An 18,647-nucleotide genomic window follows, 5' to 3' on the forward strand; every position below is an offset into this window, starting at 1 on the left:
AAAACGCGAAAGGAGATTTATCTAAAAATTTCTAATTTCGTGTCTTGACAAGCGTGTACATTATACTCTTTCCAACTGCCCAAATCTGTTTTAGAAAGGATGTATCCACATGAAAACACGATTAAAACACCGACTATCGCTAATCTTCGTCGGTTTGGTCTGTTTGATTGTCATGTCCCCGATCACTTGGGCAAATGACATGGCTCCACCCTTAACTGCTCCATTAAATCCGGACTTTGTGCAATACCAGACTGACCTGGCTGCCGGTGAAATTAGCACCGCTACCACGGATGGGTATGGACTCGGCCACATTCCTGCGCCGCTTAACCGAGTGGATAGTCTTAAGGAAAACAGCTTTGATACCTCAGCCACCCTTCCCATCAGTTATGATCTGCGCACCACCGGCCGGGTTACAGCAGTACGCAATCAAGGACAGTGGGGAAGCTGCTGGACCTTTGCCAGTCTGGGTTCTTTGGAATCCTACCTCAAACCGATAAAAACTGAGGATCTTTCCGAAAATAACATGATGTGGAATCATGGCTTCGATTATGGACCCAATGATGGTGGTAACAGCGACATGGCTACTGCCTACCTGGCACGCTGGAGTGGTCCGGTCAGTGAAAGCAGCGATCCTTACGACTCGACTAAAAAAACTGGTCTGACTCCGATTCATCATGTACAGCAGATAGACTACCTCCCTAAATCTCAGGTTGCTGTTAAAGAAACGATCATCGCCGGTGGTGCTTTGTCCACCTCCATCTTTGCCGATGCCTTTGACTTTCCCAGTTACTATAATGAGCAGTCATTTGCCCTTTACTACGATGGCTACGCCCAAACAAACCACGATGTCGCTATTGTCGGATGGAATGATAATTTCGACCGTAACCTTTTTAGCAAGATTCCACCGGGTAACGGCGCCTGGATTGTCAGAAATAGCTGGGGCACCGATTGGGGTGACGGTGGCTATTTCTATCTTTCTTATTATGACACCTATGCTGCCAATAACGTGGTGGCCTTCCATAGTGCTCAGTCCACTAGTAATTACAGTCGGGTCTACCAATTTGATCCCCTTGGTAACACCATGTCCCGGGGTTATGCCACCGGTGACCAATCTTCCTGGGGAGCTAATATTTTTTCCGCCGTTGCCAGCGAAAACCTTACTGCCATCAGCACCTATTCATTAAGCCCCAACACCACTGCAGAAATAAAAATCTATACCAACGTCTCCCCTGACAATCCCAGCAGTGGTCAATTAAGAGCAACGCAAACGACAACCTTTACCAATCAAGGCTACTATACTGTTGACTTAAACACCCCGGTGAACCTGACGGCTTCTCAATTGTTTGCGGTGGTAATTAAATATACCACACCCCAATCGGATTATCCTGTTCCGGTTGAAGCACCGGTACCTAACTACAATAGTGGTGCCTCAGCTAATTTCGGGGAGAGCTTTATCAGTTCTGTCGGAACCGGCAATTGGTATGACATTGGTTACTACGATGATTCAAATGTTTGTATCAAAGCCTTCACTGGCGGACAAAGCGTTACCCTCCAAACGATTGCTATTACAAAACCCGCCAATAAACTGATTTATCAAATCGGAGAATCTCTTGATCTAGCTGGTCTGGAGGTTACCGGAACCTACAGTGATGGCAGCACCCGGGTAGAAACTGTCACAACGGCCAACGTTACCGGTTTTAACAGCGCCCAAGCCAGTGCTAATCAGGTACTGACCGTTACCGTGGGCGGCAAGACGGCCACCTATACGATTCAGATCAAAACTGCAACTGAGCCAACGGTTAATTGTTATTACCGTACCCATGTTCAGAACATTGGTTGGCAAGGCAACCGTTCCAATGGCGAAATAAGTGGCACTTCAGGCTATGGCTACCGTCTCGAAGCGATCCAGATGCAGCTTGGTGAAACTAACTATGACCTCGGCATTGCCTACCACACCCATATCCAGAATATCGGTTGGGCACCCTGGCGCTATGACGGTGAGGTCAGCGGTACCACTGGCTACGGCTATCGCCTTGAAGCCATCGAGATTCAGTTAGTCGGTGCCGATGCTGATCGCTTTGATGTCTATTACCGTGTTCATTGTCAGAACTTTGGCTGGATGGGTTGGGGTAAAAATGGCGAGATGGCCGGCACTTCCGGCTATGGCTATCGACTCGAAGCAATCCAGATCGAGGTCGTCCCCAAGGGCACTTATGCCAGTGGTTATGACGATAGTGATAACGGCGAACCGTTTTTGGAAATGAATTGATAAAAATCACCAAACAAAAAAGCAACGACGATACGTCGCTGCTTTTTGTTTGGTATACTAGCTAATTGGTTCGAGTGTATAATCTGTCCAACTATTAAAGCCAGTATAAATAGCAGGGTATTTGATAGTGGTAATGGCGGAGCCGCTCGTCGGCGGAATAGCAGCCGTTCCCAACGTCGGGGCATCCCCGTTAAAGGTAAAGGTTCGGGCTATCGGGGTTTGAAAGTCAGTCAAAGCGAATGCCGTATTTCCAATGGTTTGCAATCCGACGGGCAAATCGATGGTTGTTAGCCCCTGACAACCATAAAAAGCTGAGATTGGAATGCTGGTGACCTGACTTGGAATCGTAATAGCCGTTAATCCCGTGAAATAAAAGGCATTGATACCGATTGTTGTTAGGGAAGCCGGCAACGTCAGGGTTCGTAAATCACTACAGTCACCAAAGGCGTAGTCGCCAATTGAGGTAACCGTGTCTGGCAGTACGATACTGCTCAAGGCATAGCTTCCCATAAAACTTGAATTACCAATAATTGACAGTTGGGAACCAGACTTAAATGTGACCGTTGTCAGATTTGCGCAATTTTTAAAAGCTATTGCACCAATACTGGTTACCCTCGCGGGGATGGTTACCCGAGTTACACCACTATTATAAAAAGCAGAGGCCCCAATAGCGACAACATCCGCCGGTGTTCCATTAACGTCTATCGTGTCCGGAATCACCACATCCTTATTATCGCCATAATATTTGGTAATGGTGGCTTTGTTGTCGGTAACTAATACGTCATAACCCTCGGTCACTGTCACTGTGCAATTTTTAAAAAATGTATGATTGGGAGTCGTCGCTTTAATGGTTGCCGTTCCTTCGCTGATCCCGGTAACCAACCCGTTGACATCCACCGTGGCCACCGCGAGATTGTCAGACATCCACACCAGCGTCTGGTCGGTGGCATTGGTCGGTTCTACCGAAGCGTTCAGCTGAGCCGTTTTGGTCACCCCCACCGACAGGGTAGCTTTATCCAGAGTGACCCCTGTTACTTCAAAAGCCGGAATCCGCTCTGATTTTACTTCCGACAGCAGCGATTCACCGTGGACATCCTGAGCCTTGACAGCGAAATAATAGAGCTGCCTAGGCTCCAACCCGGTTTCGATTTTTGCTTTTGCTTCGGTCACAGGGGTAATAGTAGCATCTGAAAGATCACCTTTTTTACTAAAATAGACCTGATAGCCCGTTGCATTGGTAACTGCTGCCCAGCTTAAATCAACCGTCGGGGTGCCGGTATTGGTGGCCGTCGGGTCAGTCAGAGTTGGTTTTTCTAGAATAACCGCTTTGGTATACCCAGCCCAATCCACTGTTGAAAAGCCGATATAATTCTCATAATACTTGATCGTCGGAATGTGAGTAACGGTGATCGGAATCGCACTGGCACCTATCGCCCCCGGCACATCGCCCCGGAAGGTATAGCTGCGGCTGGCTGGTGCTTTGCCCGCATCAAAACCAAAGGTAGCATTCCCAATCGAAATGACCCCTTTAGGGATCTCGATATCCGTCAACTTGGAACAGTTATTAAAGGCTTCAGTCCCGATGGCGGTCAGTCCCGATGGTAGCGTCACACTGGATAAATTGCTGCACCCGGAAAAGGCCTGATCAGAAATGGCGGTAATGGTCAACCCGCCAATGGTTTCCGGGATCACAATGTCCGTGCTGCTGCCGTTCATCCCGGTGATCGTGCCGATGCCATCCGCGGTTTTGGTCACCTTAAATCTGGTCACGGCTACGGTGCAATTAGCCGACTGCGTCCCATCAGCCGACGTGGCGGTAATGGTAGCCTCCCCTTCGGTGTTGGCACTCCCGGTGACCTTCCCGGTGGCATCCACCGTGGCAATGGTGGTATCGCTGGTTGTCCAGGTGACCGTTTTATTCGTCGCATCCGCCGGTGCTACCGTGGCCGCCAGGGTTTCAGTATCATTGAAAGACAAGATCAAAGCCGATTTATTCAGACTTACCGCGGTAACAGCAATCGGCCCCGGGGGTGTTCCCCCACCACTGCCGCCGCCACTATCCGGCGTCGGAAAGACCGGTGGAATCACCACGCCCGGTTCCACCGTAACGGCACCTGGTTTCTTGTCAAAGACCACTCCGTCGGCTTTAACCTCGGCTTTGACCACATTGCCCTGACCTTTAACCGCCGCTTTGCCATCCAGCACCAGATCACTGACCGTGGTACCGGCCGCGACGGTTACCGTACTACCGGCGGCCCCGGCACTCACCGTCATCGTCCCGATAGTGGTGGTAGCGCCCTGGGTGGTCACGGTCATGTTGGGGGCATTGACTTCCACGCTGTCAAACTTACCTTCCAAAATAATCGTTTCCCCGGTAGCGTCTTCAGCGATCACGACCGCCAGCCCATCTACATCCGTGGCCACAATCCGCACGGCTCCACTGGCGGTTTTCTCCATGATAATGCGGCTGTACGCACCGCCGTTGATCTTAATGCTGTTAACCCCGCCGCCGTGGACAACGGTATCGCCCTTAACTGTGACGTTGTTCAGGGTGACGTTGCCGTCCCCCACGGCCTCACTAATGGTCAGATTACCCTGAATCAGCAGATTCTGGAGAGTTACCCCATCGGCTGCGACAATTACATCACCGGCCACTGTTTCAGTGCCAGTGGTCGGGCCGTAAGTACCGACCTTGTCATAAACCGTCGGCTCAATTGGTTCCGGTGGATCAACCGCGGTTTTAACTACCTGTACCAGCAGCGCTTCCAGACGCAGCGAACTCCCGACCGTGCCTAACTGCGCACCATCGGCCAGCCACTGGGTTTTATCAGCCGGCAAATCGCCAACATTCTGAACATGGCCGCGATACTGAACGCTGTAATCCGTCAACGCTTTCCCGGCGCGATCAGTCAAAACAATCTTGACCGCTTCAATTCGCAGGCCGTCCCCCCGAGTACCGGCATAGGCACCGTCTTTGGGCCAATCGGCGGAATCGTTCTCGTCATACAGCCAGCCCTTATTCTGAACATGGACGTTATAACGCAATTCCATCCCCTCGGGAACGGTTCCCGTCAACTTAATTTCAAAGCCCTCAATCCGCTTGCTCTGACCAACCGTGCCGATGATTTCGGGACTGTCGACCCAGCTGCCGTCAAGTGGGTAATCGCCCTGATCTTGAATGTGGCCCCGGTAGGAAACTCCCACGGGATTATCAGCAGCCCAAGCCGTTAGCGGTAACCATAAAAAAAGTATTGTGATCAAAGCACACTGGTAAACAAATTTATTATTCATTTTTCTCCTGCCATTCTCATCTATTTAAAATATTGTCTTAATTTTACCACTTCTATAAAAACCATTCTATCTTTTAAATGGCGTATTTTTAATGTAAAAAGGAGTAGATTTTTAAAATCAACAGTCAACACTATAACAACCCGTTCTTAACTAGCAAAAACCCGCAGTCCAAAAACTACGGGTTCATGTAATACAACCAAAGCTGTGTAATTAATTCAACGCTGATCATAAATTAAACAACTATCCGGTTTATTCAGTCTTTACCAGCATAATCTTAATCCCTTCCAGTCGCAGCCCCTGACCCGCCGTTCCGGCGATTTCACCAGATTTAAACCAACTGCTGCTGTCGTCTTCATCCCGCAACCAGCCCTGATTCTGTACATGTACCGTGTAAAGAAGGATATAGCCGGAGAGATCTTCAAGGGTCAGACAGATATTTTCAAGCCTCAAGCCCTGCCCGCTGGTACCGGCAGCGGTGCCCATGGTAAAGGGACCCAGATCCCCCTGATTCTGTACATGTGCTGCGGTTTCTATACTGGCTCCTTCCGGCACATCGCCGATAAGCTCGACCTTCAGTGCCTCCAATCGTTTGGACTGTCCGGAGGTGCCAGATAAACCCCCTTCAGTAACCCAGTCGGTTTCCCAGCCGATGTCCTGGATATGGGTGAGGTAGCGAATTCCAATTGCTTCCTCTAGCTCTTTACCAATCATCACTTTCAGGGTCAAATCCTCGTAATTGGCCATTGACACCTTAATTGAAATCGTTGCCCCGGTTGTCATCTGATTATTAGCCATTTCGGATACATCATAGCGAACGGCTGCTACATCCTGCCGTAACCAATAGCTAAGCTGACCATTCTGATCGACCTCTGGAGTATTCCCCAGTAGCTGATCGGGATCAGATACCCCGATGATTTCAAACTGAGTTGCACCCCGGTTTGATGGTAGCCCCTCCGCCAGTAAAGCTACACCACCAGACTGATCGTCGGGCGGGATTATGGTTATATCGGCTGGCGGCGTAGTCACTGCCTTGGTAACAGTCACTTGTGCTTGAGTCTGGTAATCTGTGTAACCAGGACAAGTTATCTTTATATATAAAGGATAGCTGCCAGCTCCGGTCATTACCGGCGGGATCGTCGCATAGGAAAGACCATCGCCGCTGTAATAAACCGTGGCCCCTGGCGGCAATCCGGCGATATCAATCGCCAGATGACCTTCGGCATCAAAGGAAAGCGGATGGGTACTTAAACTAACTTCCGGAAGCGTCGGGCTCACCACCCCACCAGTACCGCCACCAGTGCTGGCCGGATTGACCGTCAGTACACCCGGCTTATAGGTGATCAAGTAGTTTTCATTGCCACCACTGACAACACCTCCGCTGGGGGTAATCGGATAGTTGCCCGCTATTCCCTTAGCAATATCGTTTTTTAGATAATCACAGGCAAAACTAACCCCTGTCAGGGTATCACCCTCAGCCAGATCAGGGGGACTATACGCATCGGCTGGCCGTTCGCTACCGGCTGTGATGGTCTGGTTTTGGGCCTTGACCTCAATCGGTCGCGGTAGAATGTTAAAAGAAATCGGCCCCAAATTCCCAGTATAAGTTGGATTCTCAGTTGGCACAAAAATATCCAACTGAAAGCTGCCCGCCTTGGTCGGAGCGATACTGCTGTCGTAACTGTCACCATCTGTGCTATGGTAACGATAGGTTAGCGGCCCGGGATCGACCGCCTGGCCACCCGCATCACTGATTGTCACACTTCCCGCTGGCAACAGTGGATTACCATCATAGGTTTTATTACTAACTGAGATACCGTCAATTATCAGGGTTTGCTTATCAATCAGATTTATTTTCACACTAACTGTAATTGGGTCGTAATTGTTGCTGTCAATAATAACTGGAATCGTTGCCGTATCACCAACCGCCCCTCCCTTAATACGATAGTTAATACAGCCATCAACGCCAATACTAGGTGTTCCGTCTAGAATGCCCTGGTTATCGCTGAGTGTGCCCAGAACATAGTTACTCGTCCCCCGATTAGCTGGCAACAAGGTTGTTACGTCAATACTCTCGTCGAGATTGGTGATACCATAAGTATAATTTTTTTCAACCGGTGCCACTGTGGGGGCACTGGCCTTCGTGACGATGGCAGTCAGCTTTCCACATAAAAAATCATAGTGATAAAAGTCACTGATTTTAACATAAACATCAACACTGTCAACCTCATTCATCTCTGGCAACGTATCTGAAAAGCTGCCCTCTTGACCGGTTGAGCTGTAGGTTATGGCGGCTCCTTCCGGGGCACCACTGACAGTTACAAGCGAATGGTTGCTACCGTCAAAGCTTTCGTTATAAGGGGTTACACTTACCCCGCTAAAAGCCTCGCGTTTTATGGCGGTAAAAGTCACATCGTTGCTGCCGACCTGATAATTACTGTCGGTAAAGGGGGCCCCATCAAGGGTTAAGGCATAATCAACTGACTGGAGGGTGCTGACGCTATCGTTCTGATTGTGATAGCTGATCAGATCAGCTGTAGCATCTGAATAATCAAATATTATCCGATAGACCTTTTTATCGGACTGGGTGCTTAAAACCGGTCGCGGATCAGCACTTCCAGTTAAGGTCTGACCCCAACTAAGGCTTGACTGGCCAGCCTGCAGGTCGTAGCAGACCTCACCATTGGTAAAACTGGTCGTATCTTTTCTGGCCGTTTCGGTGTCGATATCAGTACTATTACTACCAATGCCATTACTCGCTGTATTTTTCAGATAATAGCAATTTAAAACCGTTACAGACGAACTTTTTTGACCAATAATCGATCCCTGCTTACACTTGGTACCAAAGCTAGCAAAAATAATTGCTCCGCTATTGTAGCAATCACTGGTCGATCCAAAAAATGAGTCACCGCTAATCCCGCCAATTTCGATATTATAATCATTAACATCCGAACTGGTACTTTTTACTGTACCAGTGTTAAAGCAGTTAAGCATAATACCTTGCTGAAATCCGACAATGCCCCCAATACTGCCCTTAACCCCCGTTACTGTTCCACTATTGGAACAGTTTTCCAAGTTGCCCATAAAAGTCCCGGCGATCCCGCCAACCCGTTGTGTGCCGCTGACGGTGGCGGTATTATGACAATTAATGATCTGACTGCCAGAATTGGCCAACCCGATAATTGCTCCGACATCATATCCACCGCTGATCGTTGAATCTGTAAGTGTCAGATTTTTAATAGTCCCGGTACTCATGCCAAAAAGACCGCTAAAGTCATTGCCGAAGCTCAGGTAAAGCCCGCGGATGACATGGTTCTGACCATCAAAGACACCCTGATAACGATAGCTGATGTTTTTACCAATCGGCTTCCAGGGATTGGTCTCAGTATTGCTGAGTGCGATATCCGCTGTCAATTTGGCATTGACAACACCATTAGCTGGGACAGCATTGACAAAATCCGAAAAGGCGGTCAAGTCAACCCCATCACTAATAAGTACCGTGGCATCTGACTCAGTTTCCAAGCAATACAGGCTGGCACTGCTGCTCTCACTCCAGCTGCCGCTCTGGTCTTCCTGAACATAAAGGATATGAGTCCCCCGGGACAATGGCCCACTGGGACTAAAGCTGGTTTCCGTCGTCGCCTGCCAGTCTGTTTCATTATCAAGACTATAGCGATAACTGCTAGTCATGCCAGTCCATGACCAGGTCGCCGTTTTATCGGTCGTCACCGCCGCTTTCGTACTGACCGTTGGCCCAGCCGCCAACACCGGTCCTCCACCCCACAAAATAACAAGTCCAATTGCCAATCCTAAAATAAGCTGCTGCAATTGTTTCATCTTTTCACCTTCCTATTTTATCATTTCGCATCATTTAACTTCTGGATGATTTAAACTTATATTTTTTTATAAGAATATCCTAACACATAAGTTGCCGATGAAAAGGCGTAGTTTTCTACTAAAAAGGCGTATTTCCACATTGCTTTTTTAAACCGTTCTTTAACTGAAAAGAAACCGCTAGCCTCAGGCTGTCATTTTTGGTTGATTTAAACGAACGGCGGCTGTTTTTTTTCGTAGCCAATCAACGTGTACTGATTTCTACCATTTACACCATCGCCGTAAGCGGTTATACTAATTCTAAGTAAGCATTTCTTATTATCGATAGGCTGTTGTTCTTATTGGGATAACGGCATCATCGTGCCAGGTATTTATTTTACCTCAAACTATTTCATTGCTATTTATACACCTAAGGAGGAAACCCTATGTCCGTTATCCAAAACATGATCCAAACATATAATCTCGTTTATCAGGTACAAAAAGATTATCCCCTGGAAATCATCGTCACCACCGATCTTTATCATGAGCGGCTAAAACTGGCTAATACCAAATGCGACCAGGCTATTATTAAAGCATCCAAACAAGAGCTTGATGACAGCCTAAAACTGCTGGTACTACCCGATGAGCAGGATGATCATTACTATTTACTACTCCATGAAGATCTTTTTGATGAAACCCAGCAATACGGCCAAGCCATTGCCTACGAATACACCCGATTGATTGACTTTGCTGATATTAAAGAAAAATACGGTGTTGCTAATTTGCGGGCCGCCCAATTCCCCGATTCCGCCTGTTTTTTATTCTTGGCCGAAGTCCGGGCCTGGTTCCGGGGGTTTTACCTTTACTACAACCTGACCAGCGTTGAAAACAAAGCGGTACTTTTTTCTTATCTCTGTGGTACTGTCCCGGAATACGAAAGCCTGCTTTCTTTTGATCTGACTGCCCACATGCAGGCATTAGCCGAATTCTATGGACAAGCTCTGGCCATCGGGTCCTATGTAAATTTCGATGTGAGCCTCCCGGATTACTTAAAACGCCATCACGTCCATGAGCTGCTTAAAGCTGTCCAAGACAATATTAACACGATCAGCATCTTTGAGAATTACGATGCGATCCATAAGGCCTATGAGGATTTTATTCAGATCAAATCCAAGGAAACGGCCCCCCATGTTCACAGCCACACTTGCAACCATACCCACCACGATCATTAAATTTTATCTTCCCATTGTCTGGCGTAAGCCGAAAGCGATGTCTGCTACACTTTTGAAACTGCGAAATAGGTTGAATTAATCTGGATAACACAGTACAATTAAGTCATACTGCTGTATCGTTATACTACCGTACCGACCAATTGTTAAACGCTTGTTCGCTGCGGGATCGGATAGTAAAAGCAACTTATCAAAGAGACGAAAATCGCAAAATTCTGGAGAAGAAATTGGAAATAACAACGCACAAAATTATCTGTACAGAAAAGACATTTAATATCAGTGAAGTCATCCGACAAAAGAGACTAATGGCTTATTTTCAACCCATTATGTCCGTCACTGGGAGAAAAATATTGGGATTGGAAGGCTTGATCCGGGGGATTATTCCGGGTTCAACCCAAATTATTCCACCAAAGCTGCTTTTTGACGCTGCTGCTAAAGTCGGGCTGACGACCCCACTGGATCGGGCTTGCCGGGATGCAGTTCTTACTGCCTTCCGGGATTATCATCAGACAAATCGGGACTTGCTCTTATTTCTCAACCTGGACACGGCCATCATCGATAAGGTGGGCGGCTCCAATTACCTTTGGGAACAAGTTAATAGCAGCGGCATCAGTCCTAAAAATATCGTCATCGAAATCAATGAGTCAAAAGCTATGGACGCCCAAGGCTTGACCCAATTTGTGACCACCTATAAAAACAAGGGCTTTTTGATCGCTCTGGACGATGTCGGTGCCGGTTTTTCCAATATGGACCGTATCGCCGGCTTAAAACCAGACATCGTCAAAATTGACCGCTCCATTATTGCGGATATCGATCGCATTTATCACAAGCAGGAAGTCTTTAAATCGCTGGTAAATCTGACTAATAAGATTGGTGCCCTGATTGTCGCCGAAGGGGTGGAAACCCGGACCGAAGCGATTCAGGTGTTAAAATTGGGCGGTCAGGTAATCCAGGGTTTCTATTTTGCCAAACCCAGCGATGATTTTGTTCTCAAAGCTGAACTGATTGCTAAAACCGCTTTGGTGGTAGACAACTATAAAGCCCTGTTGCTCCAGGAGCTGGAGGATTACAATCAGAAGTGTATGGCTTACACCCAAACCGTTAATGGGATGATCAAAGCTCTGGCGGTGGTGGATCACCCCAATGAATTTGACAACCAGCTCCTCCAATGCCTGATCCTCACAGAAGCGGTGGATTGTGCCTATGTGCTGGATGAATCCGGAATTCAATGCAGCGACACAATTGGTGCCAAAAACATGGGTGCCTGCGAAAAACTGGTGTTTCATTCTGCTAAGATGGGGGTCGATCACTCAATTAAAAACTTCTATTATAATCTGATCAAACGCAAACAGGATACCTACATTTCCGAACCCTATGTCTCGATGGCTACCGGGAATCTCTGCATCACCTATTCCCGGGTTTTTCGACTGGCAGCCAAAAAATACATCCTCTGCGTCGATTTTTTGGAAACCCAGCAACCCCTCCCTGTTAGCCCTTAAACGGCATAAAAAAGATGAACCCGCGGGTTCATCTTTTTTTATATTGGCTGAAATCGACCTTCGCCGGGATCTGCTGTCCGGTGAGATCGTTAAAATAGTTATAGGCTGTTTTATCGGTAAAGCTGCCGTCTGAAAAAAGAATATTCTTTTTCATTTTTACCTGAAGCTCATAAAGAATCCGGGTCAGTTCCTCGGCTTCAGCTTCATCCATTATAAACTTAATCCCATACTCAAAGAGATTGCCCTCCGCTTCCTGGCTCCAAACTGGGGTCCCCAAGGCAATGATTTCTTTTCCTAAAAGAGTCGTGCTAAACTTGAGGGTGAAATCCCGTTCCAGTGGAAACTGGATGTTGGATATAAAGCAAAGCCCACCGGGACCAATATTTTTAATCAGGGCCTTTGAATTTCCCACGTTCATTTTTTTGTCTTTAATTCTCAAAATTGTCAGATCTGTTCGTAATAGATCACGAAAGGCCTGTCTGAAATAGCGTCGCCTTTCAACTCGGGGTTTAAATGTTGTGTTGCTGAGAACCGGTCGGCACTTTCCTTTTTCCAGCAGTTCATCAATTTTCAAAAAGGGAACGGGTCGTGAGTAAAGGTATCCCTGCCCTGAAAAACAATTATTTTCTCTGAGAAATGAAAGCTGATCCCAATTCTCGATACCTTCGCAAACCAGTTTAATGCGCAACTCCTTGGTCAGATTAATAATCGCCTGGGCAATGATGGCTGTTGTCCTATCTGCCATAATATTCTTTAAAAAGGACGCATCCATTTTTATGATATCAATATTAAAGTACTGCAAGTAACTTAGCGAAGAATAACCGGTACCAAAATCATCCAGTGCGACTTGAATACCCGCCGACTGGAGTTTTTCAATATCATCAATGGCTTTATAAGCATTTTCGATAATCAGGCTTTCAGTCAGTTCGACGATCAGATATTTGGGATCCATCTCATATTCTGCTAATATAGCGGTAATATTGTTGACAAAATCACGCTCGTAAAACTGGATGCTGGAGAAATTAACCGAAACATAGACTGGTTCGTAGCCCTTCATCATCCAATAACGATGATCTTCACAAACTTTCCTAAGCACCCATTTCCCCATTTCTACAATGGCGCCGGTTTCTTCGGCCAGGAAAATAAATTCTTCCGGCGAGACAATTCCCCAATCCGGATGATTCCATCGAATCAAGGCTTCAACGGCTAAGATCCCATTGTTTTTTATCCGTACCATGGGTTGATAAAAAACCATAAACTGATCGCGTTTAACGGCCATCCGTAAATCGTGGCGCAGTTGGAGCTGTTTATAGTTTTGGATGTTGAGCTCTGAGGAATAAAACCGATAGCCGTTTTTGCCTTCTTTTTTAGACCAAACCAGGGCGATGTTGGCATACTGAACCAACTGTTCAATTTCATCCGGCGCTTGAGTTTCTGTCGTCAACTCGTCCTCTTGCTCCCCGTCTTTTGCTTGTATTTCGAGCGGATAAACACTGACTCCCACATTCACATTGACATCAAATTCATAGATATCTATTTTAAAGGGACGGTCAAAAAAATTGATAACTTCCAAAACTCTGGCTTCGTAGGACTCCAGGTTAATTAATTTCTCAATGACAATGGCAAACTGGTCTTCCGAATACCGAGAAATCAGGGTATCTTTTCCCAAAAGCCCCCGTAGTCGCATGACAATCTGAACAATCAGCTGTTGCCCGACATTAAATCCCATCGAATGATTGATTTCTTTAAACCCTTCAAAATCCAGCATTAACACAATCAGGCTTTGCTGGTCAATTGTCGCTTTTAGGCATTTTTCAGCTAGCTCTTTTTTAAACTGATTTTGTTTGGGCAGAGAGGTTGTTTCATCATAGGATGCCAGCTTTTCTATTTTCCGTTGCATGATGATGCGATCAGTTACATCCCGAAAATCCAGAACTAATCCCTGAATAATGGGATGATCCAGAAAATTCTGGATATGAACCTCAAGGTAAATTGGCTTCTCGGTTTTTCTACCAAAGGTTATAATCCCCGTTTCCGGGCTCTCTTTATTTTCCATGGCGCTATGAATCAGGCCCTTTAAATAAGCCGCTTCATCGTGGTCATAATAGTTATAGACACTTTTACCGATCATACTCCCGGGATTGTAATTAATAACTTTTTGAGAGGTATCACTGATATATTTAATAATGCCATTCTCGTCAATAATCTCAAAAACCATCCCGGACTCCTGAATGAGCATTCTTGTTCGTTGCTGTATTTTGTCGATCTCCTGCTGTTTGGTTTCGATGGCGCGTTCGAACTCTTTTTTTTCGGTAATATCCTGGATGGTCCCGTAAGCCCGCATCATCTGACCGCTTTCATCAAGCTTAAATTCTGCTACTTGAAAAACATCACGAAAGGTCCCATCTTTTCTAATTACCCTAAATTCAAGTTCAAAAGGATCTTCAGTTAACTGACCAGACATGGAAGCAATAATGATATCACGATCTTCAGGATGCACCCGGTTCATGAAATCCTCAAAGGTCCCTTCAAATTCCCCGGCTGTGATGCCAAAAATGCGGAGCGCTTCATTTGACATGAAATTCTCCTCCTTCCTGACATTCATTTCCCAGCTTCCAATTTTTGCCAGTCGCTGCGCTTGCTCAAGATTTTTTTTAATAAAAATAATTTCATTTTCCAGTTTTTTTATCTCAGTGATGTCCTGGATGGTTCCTACCAGATCTGTATTAAGTCCATCTTTGTTCTTAATGGGTTCCCCTACCAGACGCAGGTATTTAATGGTCCCGTTTCTTAATTGAATCCGGTATTGGAGATCAAATTTTTCACGGGCTAACCGTTTTTGGGTTAGCTCTTCTAAAACACAACGATCTTCCGGATAGGTGAAGTCAATTAATTCAATAACGGTCCCTCTAAACTCTTGTGGTTTGAGATCATAAATTCGATAGATTTCGTCAGACCAGAAGAGTTCATTTTTTACCGCATTGTATTTCCAACTGCCTAAGCCAGCAACCTTTTGGCCTAAATTCAGGTTCTCACCCAGTTCTTTTAAACTGTTTTCAATAATTTTTTCACTGGTAATATCCTGAAGCGCACCAATAATTTTTTTGGGCTTACCCATTTCATCCACCAGGGTTCGGGTTTTTTCTTTGACAAATTTTTCATTTCCCTGGCCAGTGATAATTTGATACTCCAGTTCCTGATCCTTTCCCAAAAATGCCAGCTCACGTGAATTCTTTACCTTGCTCACATCTTCTTTGCTGACATATTGAAAATAAGACTCCGCATTTTCTCCTAATTGATCAGGAGCTGTCTCAAAAATACGATAATACTCATCGGTAAAATAGACCGTATCATTCCCAATTTCGTAGGTCCAACTTCCCGTTTTCATCATTTCCTGAGCATGACGACGATTCTCGAGGTACCATTGATCCTTTTCCGGTAAAGTTGACGATTCTTTTAATTTTATGCGATTAAATAAGTTATCTAACGCCATCCTGCTCACCACCTTTCCATAACGCCCGGTTTGAGTATATCCTGACTGTAAATCCCATTATTCTCCCATAAATATCCGGCTTCATCTGGTATCAGATGATAGAATTTATAATAGCCAATTTGACGGTCGCCGTTTTTATCCAACCGCAATACCCCGCCAACCCCGCGGAAGCCGTTATTATCGACATAGGTGTTGATTGTTTCCGGGGTTGCAGCAGTGCCTTCAGATAGATAGGCACAACCCAACAGCCAGATCCCATCAAATGAACTGATCAGACTTTCCTTTAGTGGTTCATCGGTTTTCAGTTTGCTATTGATAACATAATAGAGCGGATCAAACTTATCGCCATAGGGGCTAAAGTCGATGGTGGTATAATCAACCGAAGCCGCATTTTGAGCGGCAGTTTGATCAGCCAGCACTGCCTTGGAAAGGGCTGAGCTGTCAGTTCCGTACCATTTCACCTGCAACAGCGGGCTGGCGTCGCCGATACGGCCAAACAAATCGACAATCTCAGCATATGAAACGGTTAATACGGCTGTTCTAGCAGCATCCCCGGTTTCGACAGCCGCCTCAGCCTGGGCCAGCGTCGCGCTATAATCATCACTAGCCGGATCGTAAGCCACAGCCATCACATCACCGACAAAGGCCTGTTTCATCAGTTCCACCATATCCGTGCCATAACTATCATCCGCATGGATGATAACCAGTTTGTCAATGCTATCCTGTTTCAGCAAGCCCGACAGGGCTTTGGCTTCGATGCTGTCATTTAAGACCAGCCGATAGATCCGATCGGTCACGCTTAATGAAGCACTGGAGGATAACGGTGAAATCGCCACGATTCCCGCCGCATCGATGATCGGTTTAACCGCTTCCAGTTCGGTACTGTTAATCGGACCGATGATACTTGTAACGCCCTGATCGACCAGCTTTTGGGCCGCCTGCTTAGCCTGTTCGTTATCACTGCCGGTGTCTTCCACCACCAGCGCTAATTCCAGATCCGATCCCACCGATGCTGCATAGGTATTGAAACGTGTGATAGCCTGATCCAGAATCATCTGAATATCTTCACCGTTTTCCGAGCGGTTACCCGTCAATGGCAGCAATGCCCCAACCTGAACCTTGCCTCCATCGGCGGCCACTTTCCAGTCAATGGTTTGAATAATCGGCTCACCTTTTCCCAGATCGACAATATGTCCCTTACAGTTCCAGCTATAGCTATCACCATCTTTAATGCAGATATAGCGCAAGTATTTAGAGCCGCGGGTATCCCCGTTTTCATCCATGGTATTAAAGGAACCAAAGGCATTTCTAAAATTGCCCGCAGCCCTAACCAGATTAGCTTTCAGGGTATCAAAATCGCTCACCTCATCCAGTTCCGGCGCCTGAGCGTAGGTATCTGCCAGCAACCACAGGGCGTCCCAGGTGGTGATGGCATAGGGAGAATAATCAGTGGCACCATTGAGCAATTCGCTGATTATCGGCATTGCATCCAGAGAAACCCCCTTATCTCCAAGGGTCAACCCTTCCATCCCGGTTTTTTCCAGGAAGGCAGCTACCTGAAGATCCGTTAAAATTGCTGGATTACCGATGATATCAGCGCTGGCGAACCATTTCATAGCCGACAGCTGATCATCAGTCATTACCTTTTTAATGAGATCTGCGCCAGTCTGACTGGGGGCAATTATCACCACGGCGGTATTGGTCGCATCCGCACCAGCTGCCAGTGATTTCACGCTTTCCGCTACACTGGCAAGATCTGGATTTTCAGCGGCTATGGCAACCGTTCCGATCACATCCATCCCCTGAGCCGGGGCCATTTGCTGGAGATAGGTATCATATCCCCGGCCATAGGTATCATCCACAAAAACGGTGATGAGATGTTTCTTTTTGTAAACCGTATTCATAATCCGGGTCAAACCATCAACCTGACTGGCATCGGTACCCACCATTCGAAAGAAAGTGTCCGGCTGAGATAATTCGGTAGCAGTTGCCGATGGACTTAGCAACAGCATCTTGTTGTCTTTGGCATACTGTACTACCGCCAGGGCCTCGTCACTGATCATTGGTCCGATCACCGTGGTAATTCCCGCTGCCTTTAGTGCTTCCAATTCACTTAAGGCCTTATCCGGGTTACTCTGGGTATCCCGAATCTCCAGTACCATCTGCATCCCACGGTCAGCCAGATAATCATTGACAAATGGCAGCGCCGCATCTAACGCTGTTTCGCCAGCCGTTCCGGTGGCCTTCCAGGTCCCCGTAATCGGCAACAAGACCCCAATTTCAACCGTTCTCTTAGCCTGAACCGATGCTGCTGGCATCATAAAAAAACTAACTCCCAGTGCCAATGCCAAGACAAGGGTTAAAGTAATAATAGACTTTTTCATTTTTCCTCCTTTAAACTGATATTTTCGATTCCTGACTAATTATTTTAAATGTATTACAATCAGTATACGCTCTTATTTTTCGTTTAGCAATCACTTGTTTTATTTCATTTATACTTGCGCAATTTGAATCATTGATGAATACTCTTCACTGCAAATAAAAACAGCACCAGGACTCTGGTTTAAAGTCCCGGTGCCGTTTGCTAAAAATGATTGTCAATCAGTAAATTTGCCCGTTTTAAAAAAGCGTCAATTACTTCAAGTTCTTCCCTCGCCAGTCCATCAAGGTAGGAAAAAAGTGGACTGTCATAATGATTATGATACTTTTGATGCGCCCGATAAGCATCTTTTCCTTTCTCTGTCAGATAAAGCCGCATCCTCTTTTTATCCGTTTCATCAATTGCCTTATAGACGACATTCTTCGCTTCCAGCTTTTTAATGGTTTTGGAAACCACCGCTCGGGTAATATTAAAGTTTCTCGCCATCTCCGATACAAAGATTCCCGGAAAATCGCCGATCATCTTGATCATATGAATTTCCCCGCGATAAAAAACCAGATCACCTCCAAAGTCAAGAACGTTAGTCTTTCCATTGGCAATCTTTTCAACCATTTTTATATATTCACTAATTACAGCATTTACATCTTCTTTCATGAATAAATTATAACCGATGGTT

8 protein-coding genes are annotated in these 18,647 nt (G+C 46.3%); 3 read left to right on the forward strand and 5 right to left on the reverse strand.

What is annotated here, in order from left to right:
• Positions 1–109: 109 nt before the first annotated feature.
• The gene (locus tag DOZ58_RS03500) at positions 110–2,269 is read left to right on the forward strand and encodes a lectin like domain-containing protein (RefSeq protein ID WP_111887033.1); all 2,160 of its coding nucleotides are present in this window, start codon (positions 110–112) and stop codon (positions 2,267–2,269) included.
• Positions 2,270–2,326: 57 nt separating this feature from the next.
• Here the strand turns inward: DOZ58_RS03500 and DOZ58_RS03505 are convergent, their stop codons facing one another.
• Positions 2,327–5,560: a leucine-rich repeat protein gene (locus tag DOZ58_RS03505; protein WP_111887034.1), complete on the reverse strand. Its 3,234-nt coding sequence runs from the start codon at positions 5,558–5,560 to the stop codon at positions 2,327–2,329.
• A gap of 249 nt (positions 5,561–5,809) precedes the next feature.
• Positions 5,810–9,394 carry an MBG domain-containing protein gene (locus tag DOZ58_RS03510; RefSeq protein ID WP_111887035.1) on the reverse strand — a complete coding sequence of 1,195 codons (3,585 nt, stop codon included), beginning with the start codon at positions 9,392–9,394 and terminating at the stop codon, positions 5,810–5,812.
• A gap of 422 nt (positions 9,395–9,816) precedes the next feature.
• On the opposite strand from DOZ58_RS03510, the gene DOZ58_RS03515 reads away from it, so the two are divergent.
• Complete coding sequence (locus tag DOZ58_RS03515; protein WP_111887036.1) at positions 9,817–10,602, forward strand: hypothetical protein; 786 nt, start codon at positions 9,817–9,819, stop codon at positions 10,600–10,602.
• Between the two features lie 224 nt (positions 10,603–10,826).
• Positions 10,827–12,098, forward strand: coding sequence for an EAL domain-containing protein (locus DOZ58_RS03520; protein ID WP_111887037.1), 1,272 nt, complete (start codon positions 10,827–10,829; stop codon positions 12,096–12,098).
• 28 nt (positions 12,099–12,126) lie between these two features.
• Here the strand turns inward: DOZ58_RS03520 and DOZ58_RS03525 are convergent, their stop codons facing one another.
• The 3 genes from DOZ58_RS03525 to DOZ58_RS03535 all read right to left on the reverse strand — a co-directional run bounded on the left by DOZ58_RS03525 (position 12,127) and on the right by DOZ58_RS03535 (position 18,625).
• Positions 12,127–15,591, reverse strand: coding sequence for an EAL domain-containing protein (locus DOZ58_RS03525; protein ID WP_111887038.1), 3,465 nt, complete (start codon positions 15,589–15,591; stop codon positions 12,127–12,129).
• A 5-nt stretch (positions 15,592–15,596) separates the two neighbouring features.
• Positions 15,597–17,975, reverse strand: a complete 2,379-nt coding sequence (locus DOZ58_RS03530) for an ABC transporter substrate-binding protein (protein WP_111887039.1) — start codon at positions 17,973–17,975, stop codon at positions 15,597–15,599.
• A 200-nt stretch (positions 17,976–18,175) separates the two neighbouring features.
• Complete coding sequence (locus DOZ58_RS03535) at positions 18,176–18,625, reverse strand: MarR family winged helix-turn-helix transcriptional regulator (RefSeq protein WP_111887040.1); 450 nt, start codon at positions 18,623–18,625, stop codon at positions 18,176–18,178.
• Between the last annotated feature and the right edge of the window lie 22 nt (positions 18,626–18,647).

Origin of the sequence: Acetobacterium sp. KB-1 (genome assembly GCF_003260995.1) — a bacterium.
Taxonomy (GTDB): Bacteria; Bacillota; Clostridia; order Eubacteriales; family Eubacteriaceae; genus Acetobacterium; species Acetobacterium carbinolicum.

Coding starts and splice junctions, on each gene's coding strand:
- DOZ58_RS03500 (WP_111887033.1), top strand. CDS start 110: ATGAAAACACGATTAAAACACCGACTATCGCTAATCTTCGTCGGTTTG.
- DOZ58_RS03505 (WP_111887034.1), bottom strand. CDS start 5,560: ATGAATAATAAATTTGTTTACCAGTGTGCTTTGATCACAATACTTTTT.
- DOZ58_RS03510 (WP_111887035.1), bottom strand. CDS start 9,394: ATGAAACAATTGCAGCAGCTTATTTTAGGATTGGCAATTGGACTTGTT.
- DOZ58_RS03515 (WP_111887036.1), top strand. CDS start 9,817: ATGTCCGTTATCCAAAACATGATCCAAACATATAATCTCGTTTATCAG.
- DOZ58_RS03525 (WP_111887038.1), bottom strand. CDS start 15,591: ATGGCGTTAGATAACTTATTTAATCGCATAAAATTAAAAGAATCGTCA.
- DOZ58_RS03530 (WP_111887039.1), bottom strand. CDS start 17,975: ATGAAAAAGTCTATTATTACTTTAACCCTTGTCTTGGCATTGGCACTG.
- DOZ58_RS03535 (WP_111887040.1), bottom strand. CDS start 18,625: ATGAAAGAAGATGTAAATGCTGTAATTAGTGAATATATAAAAATGGTT.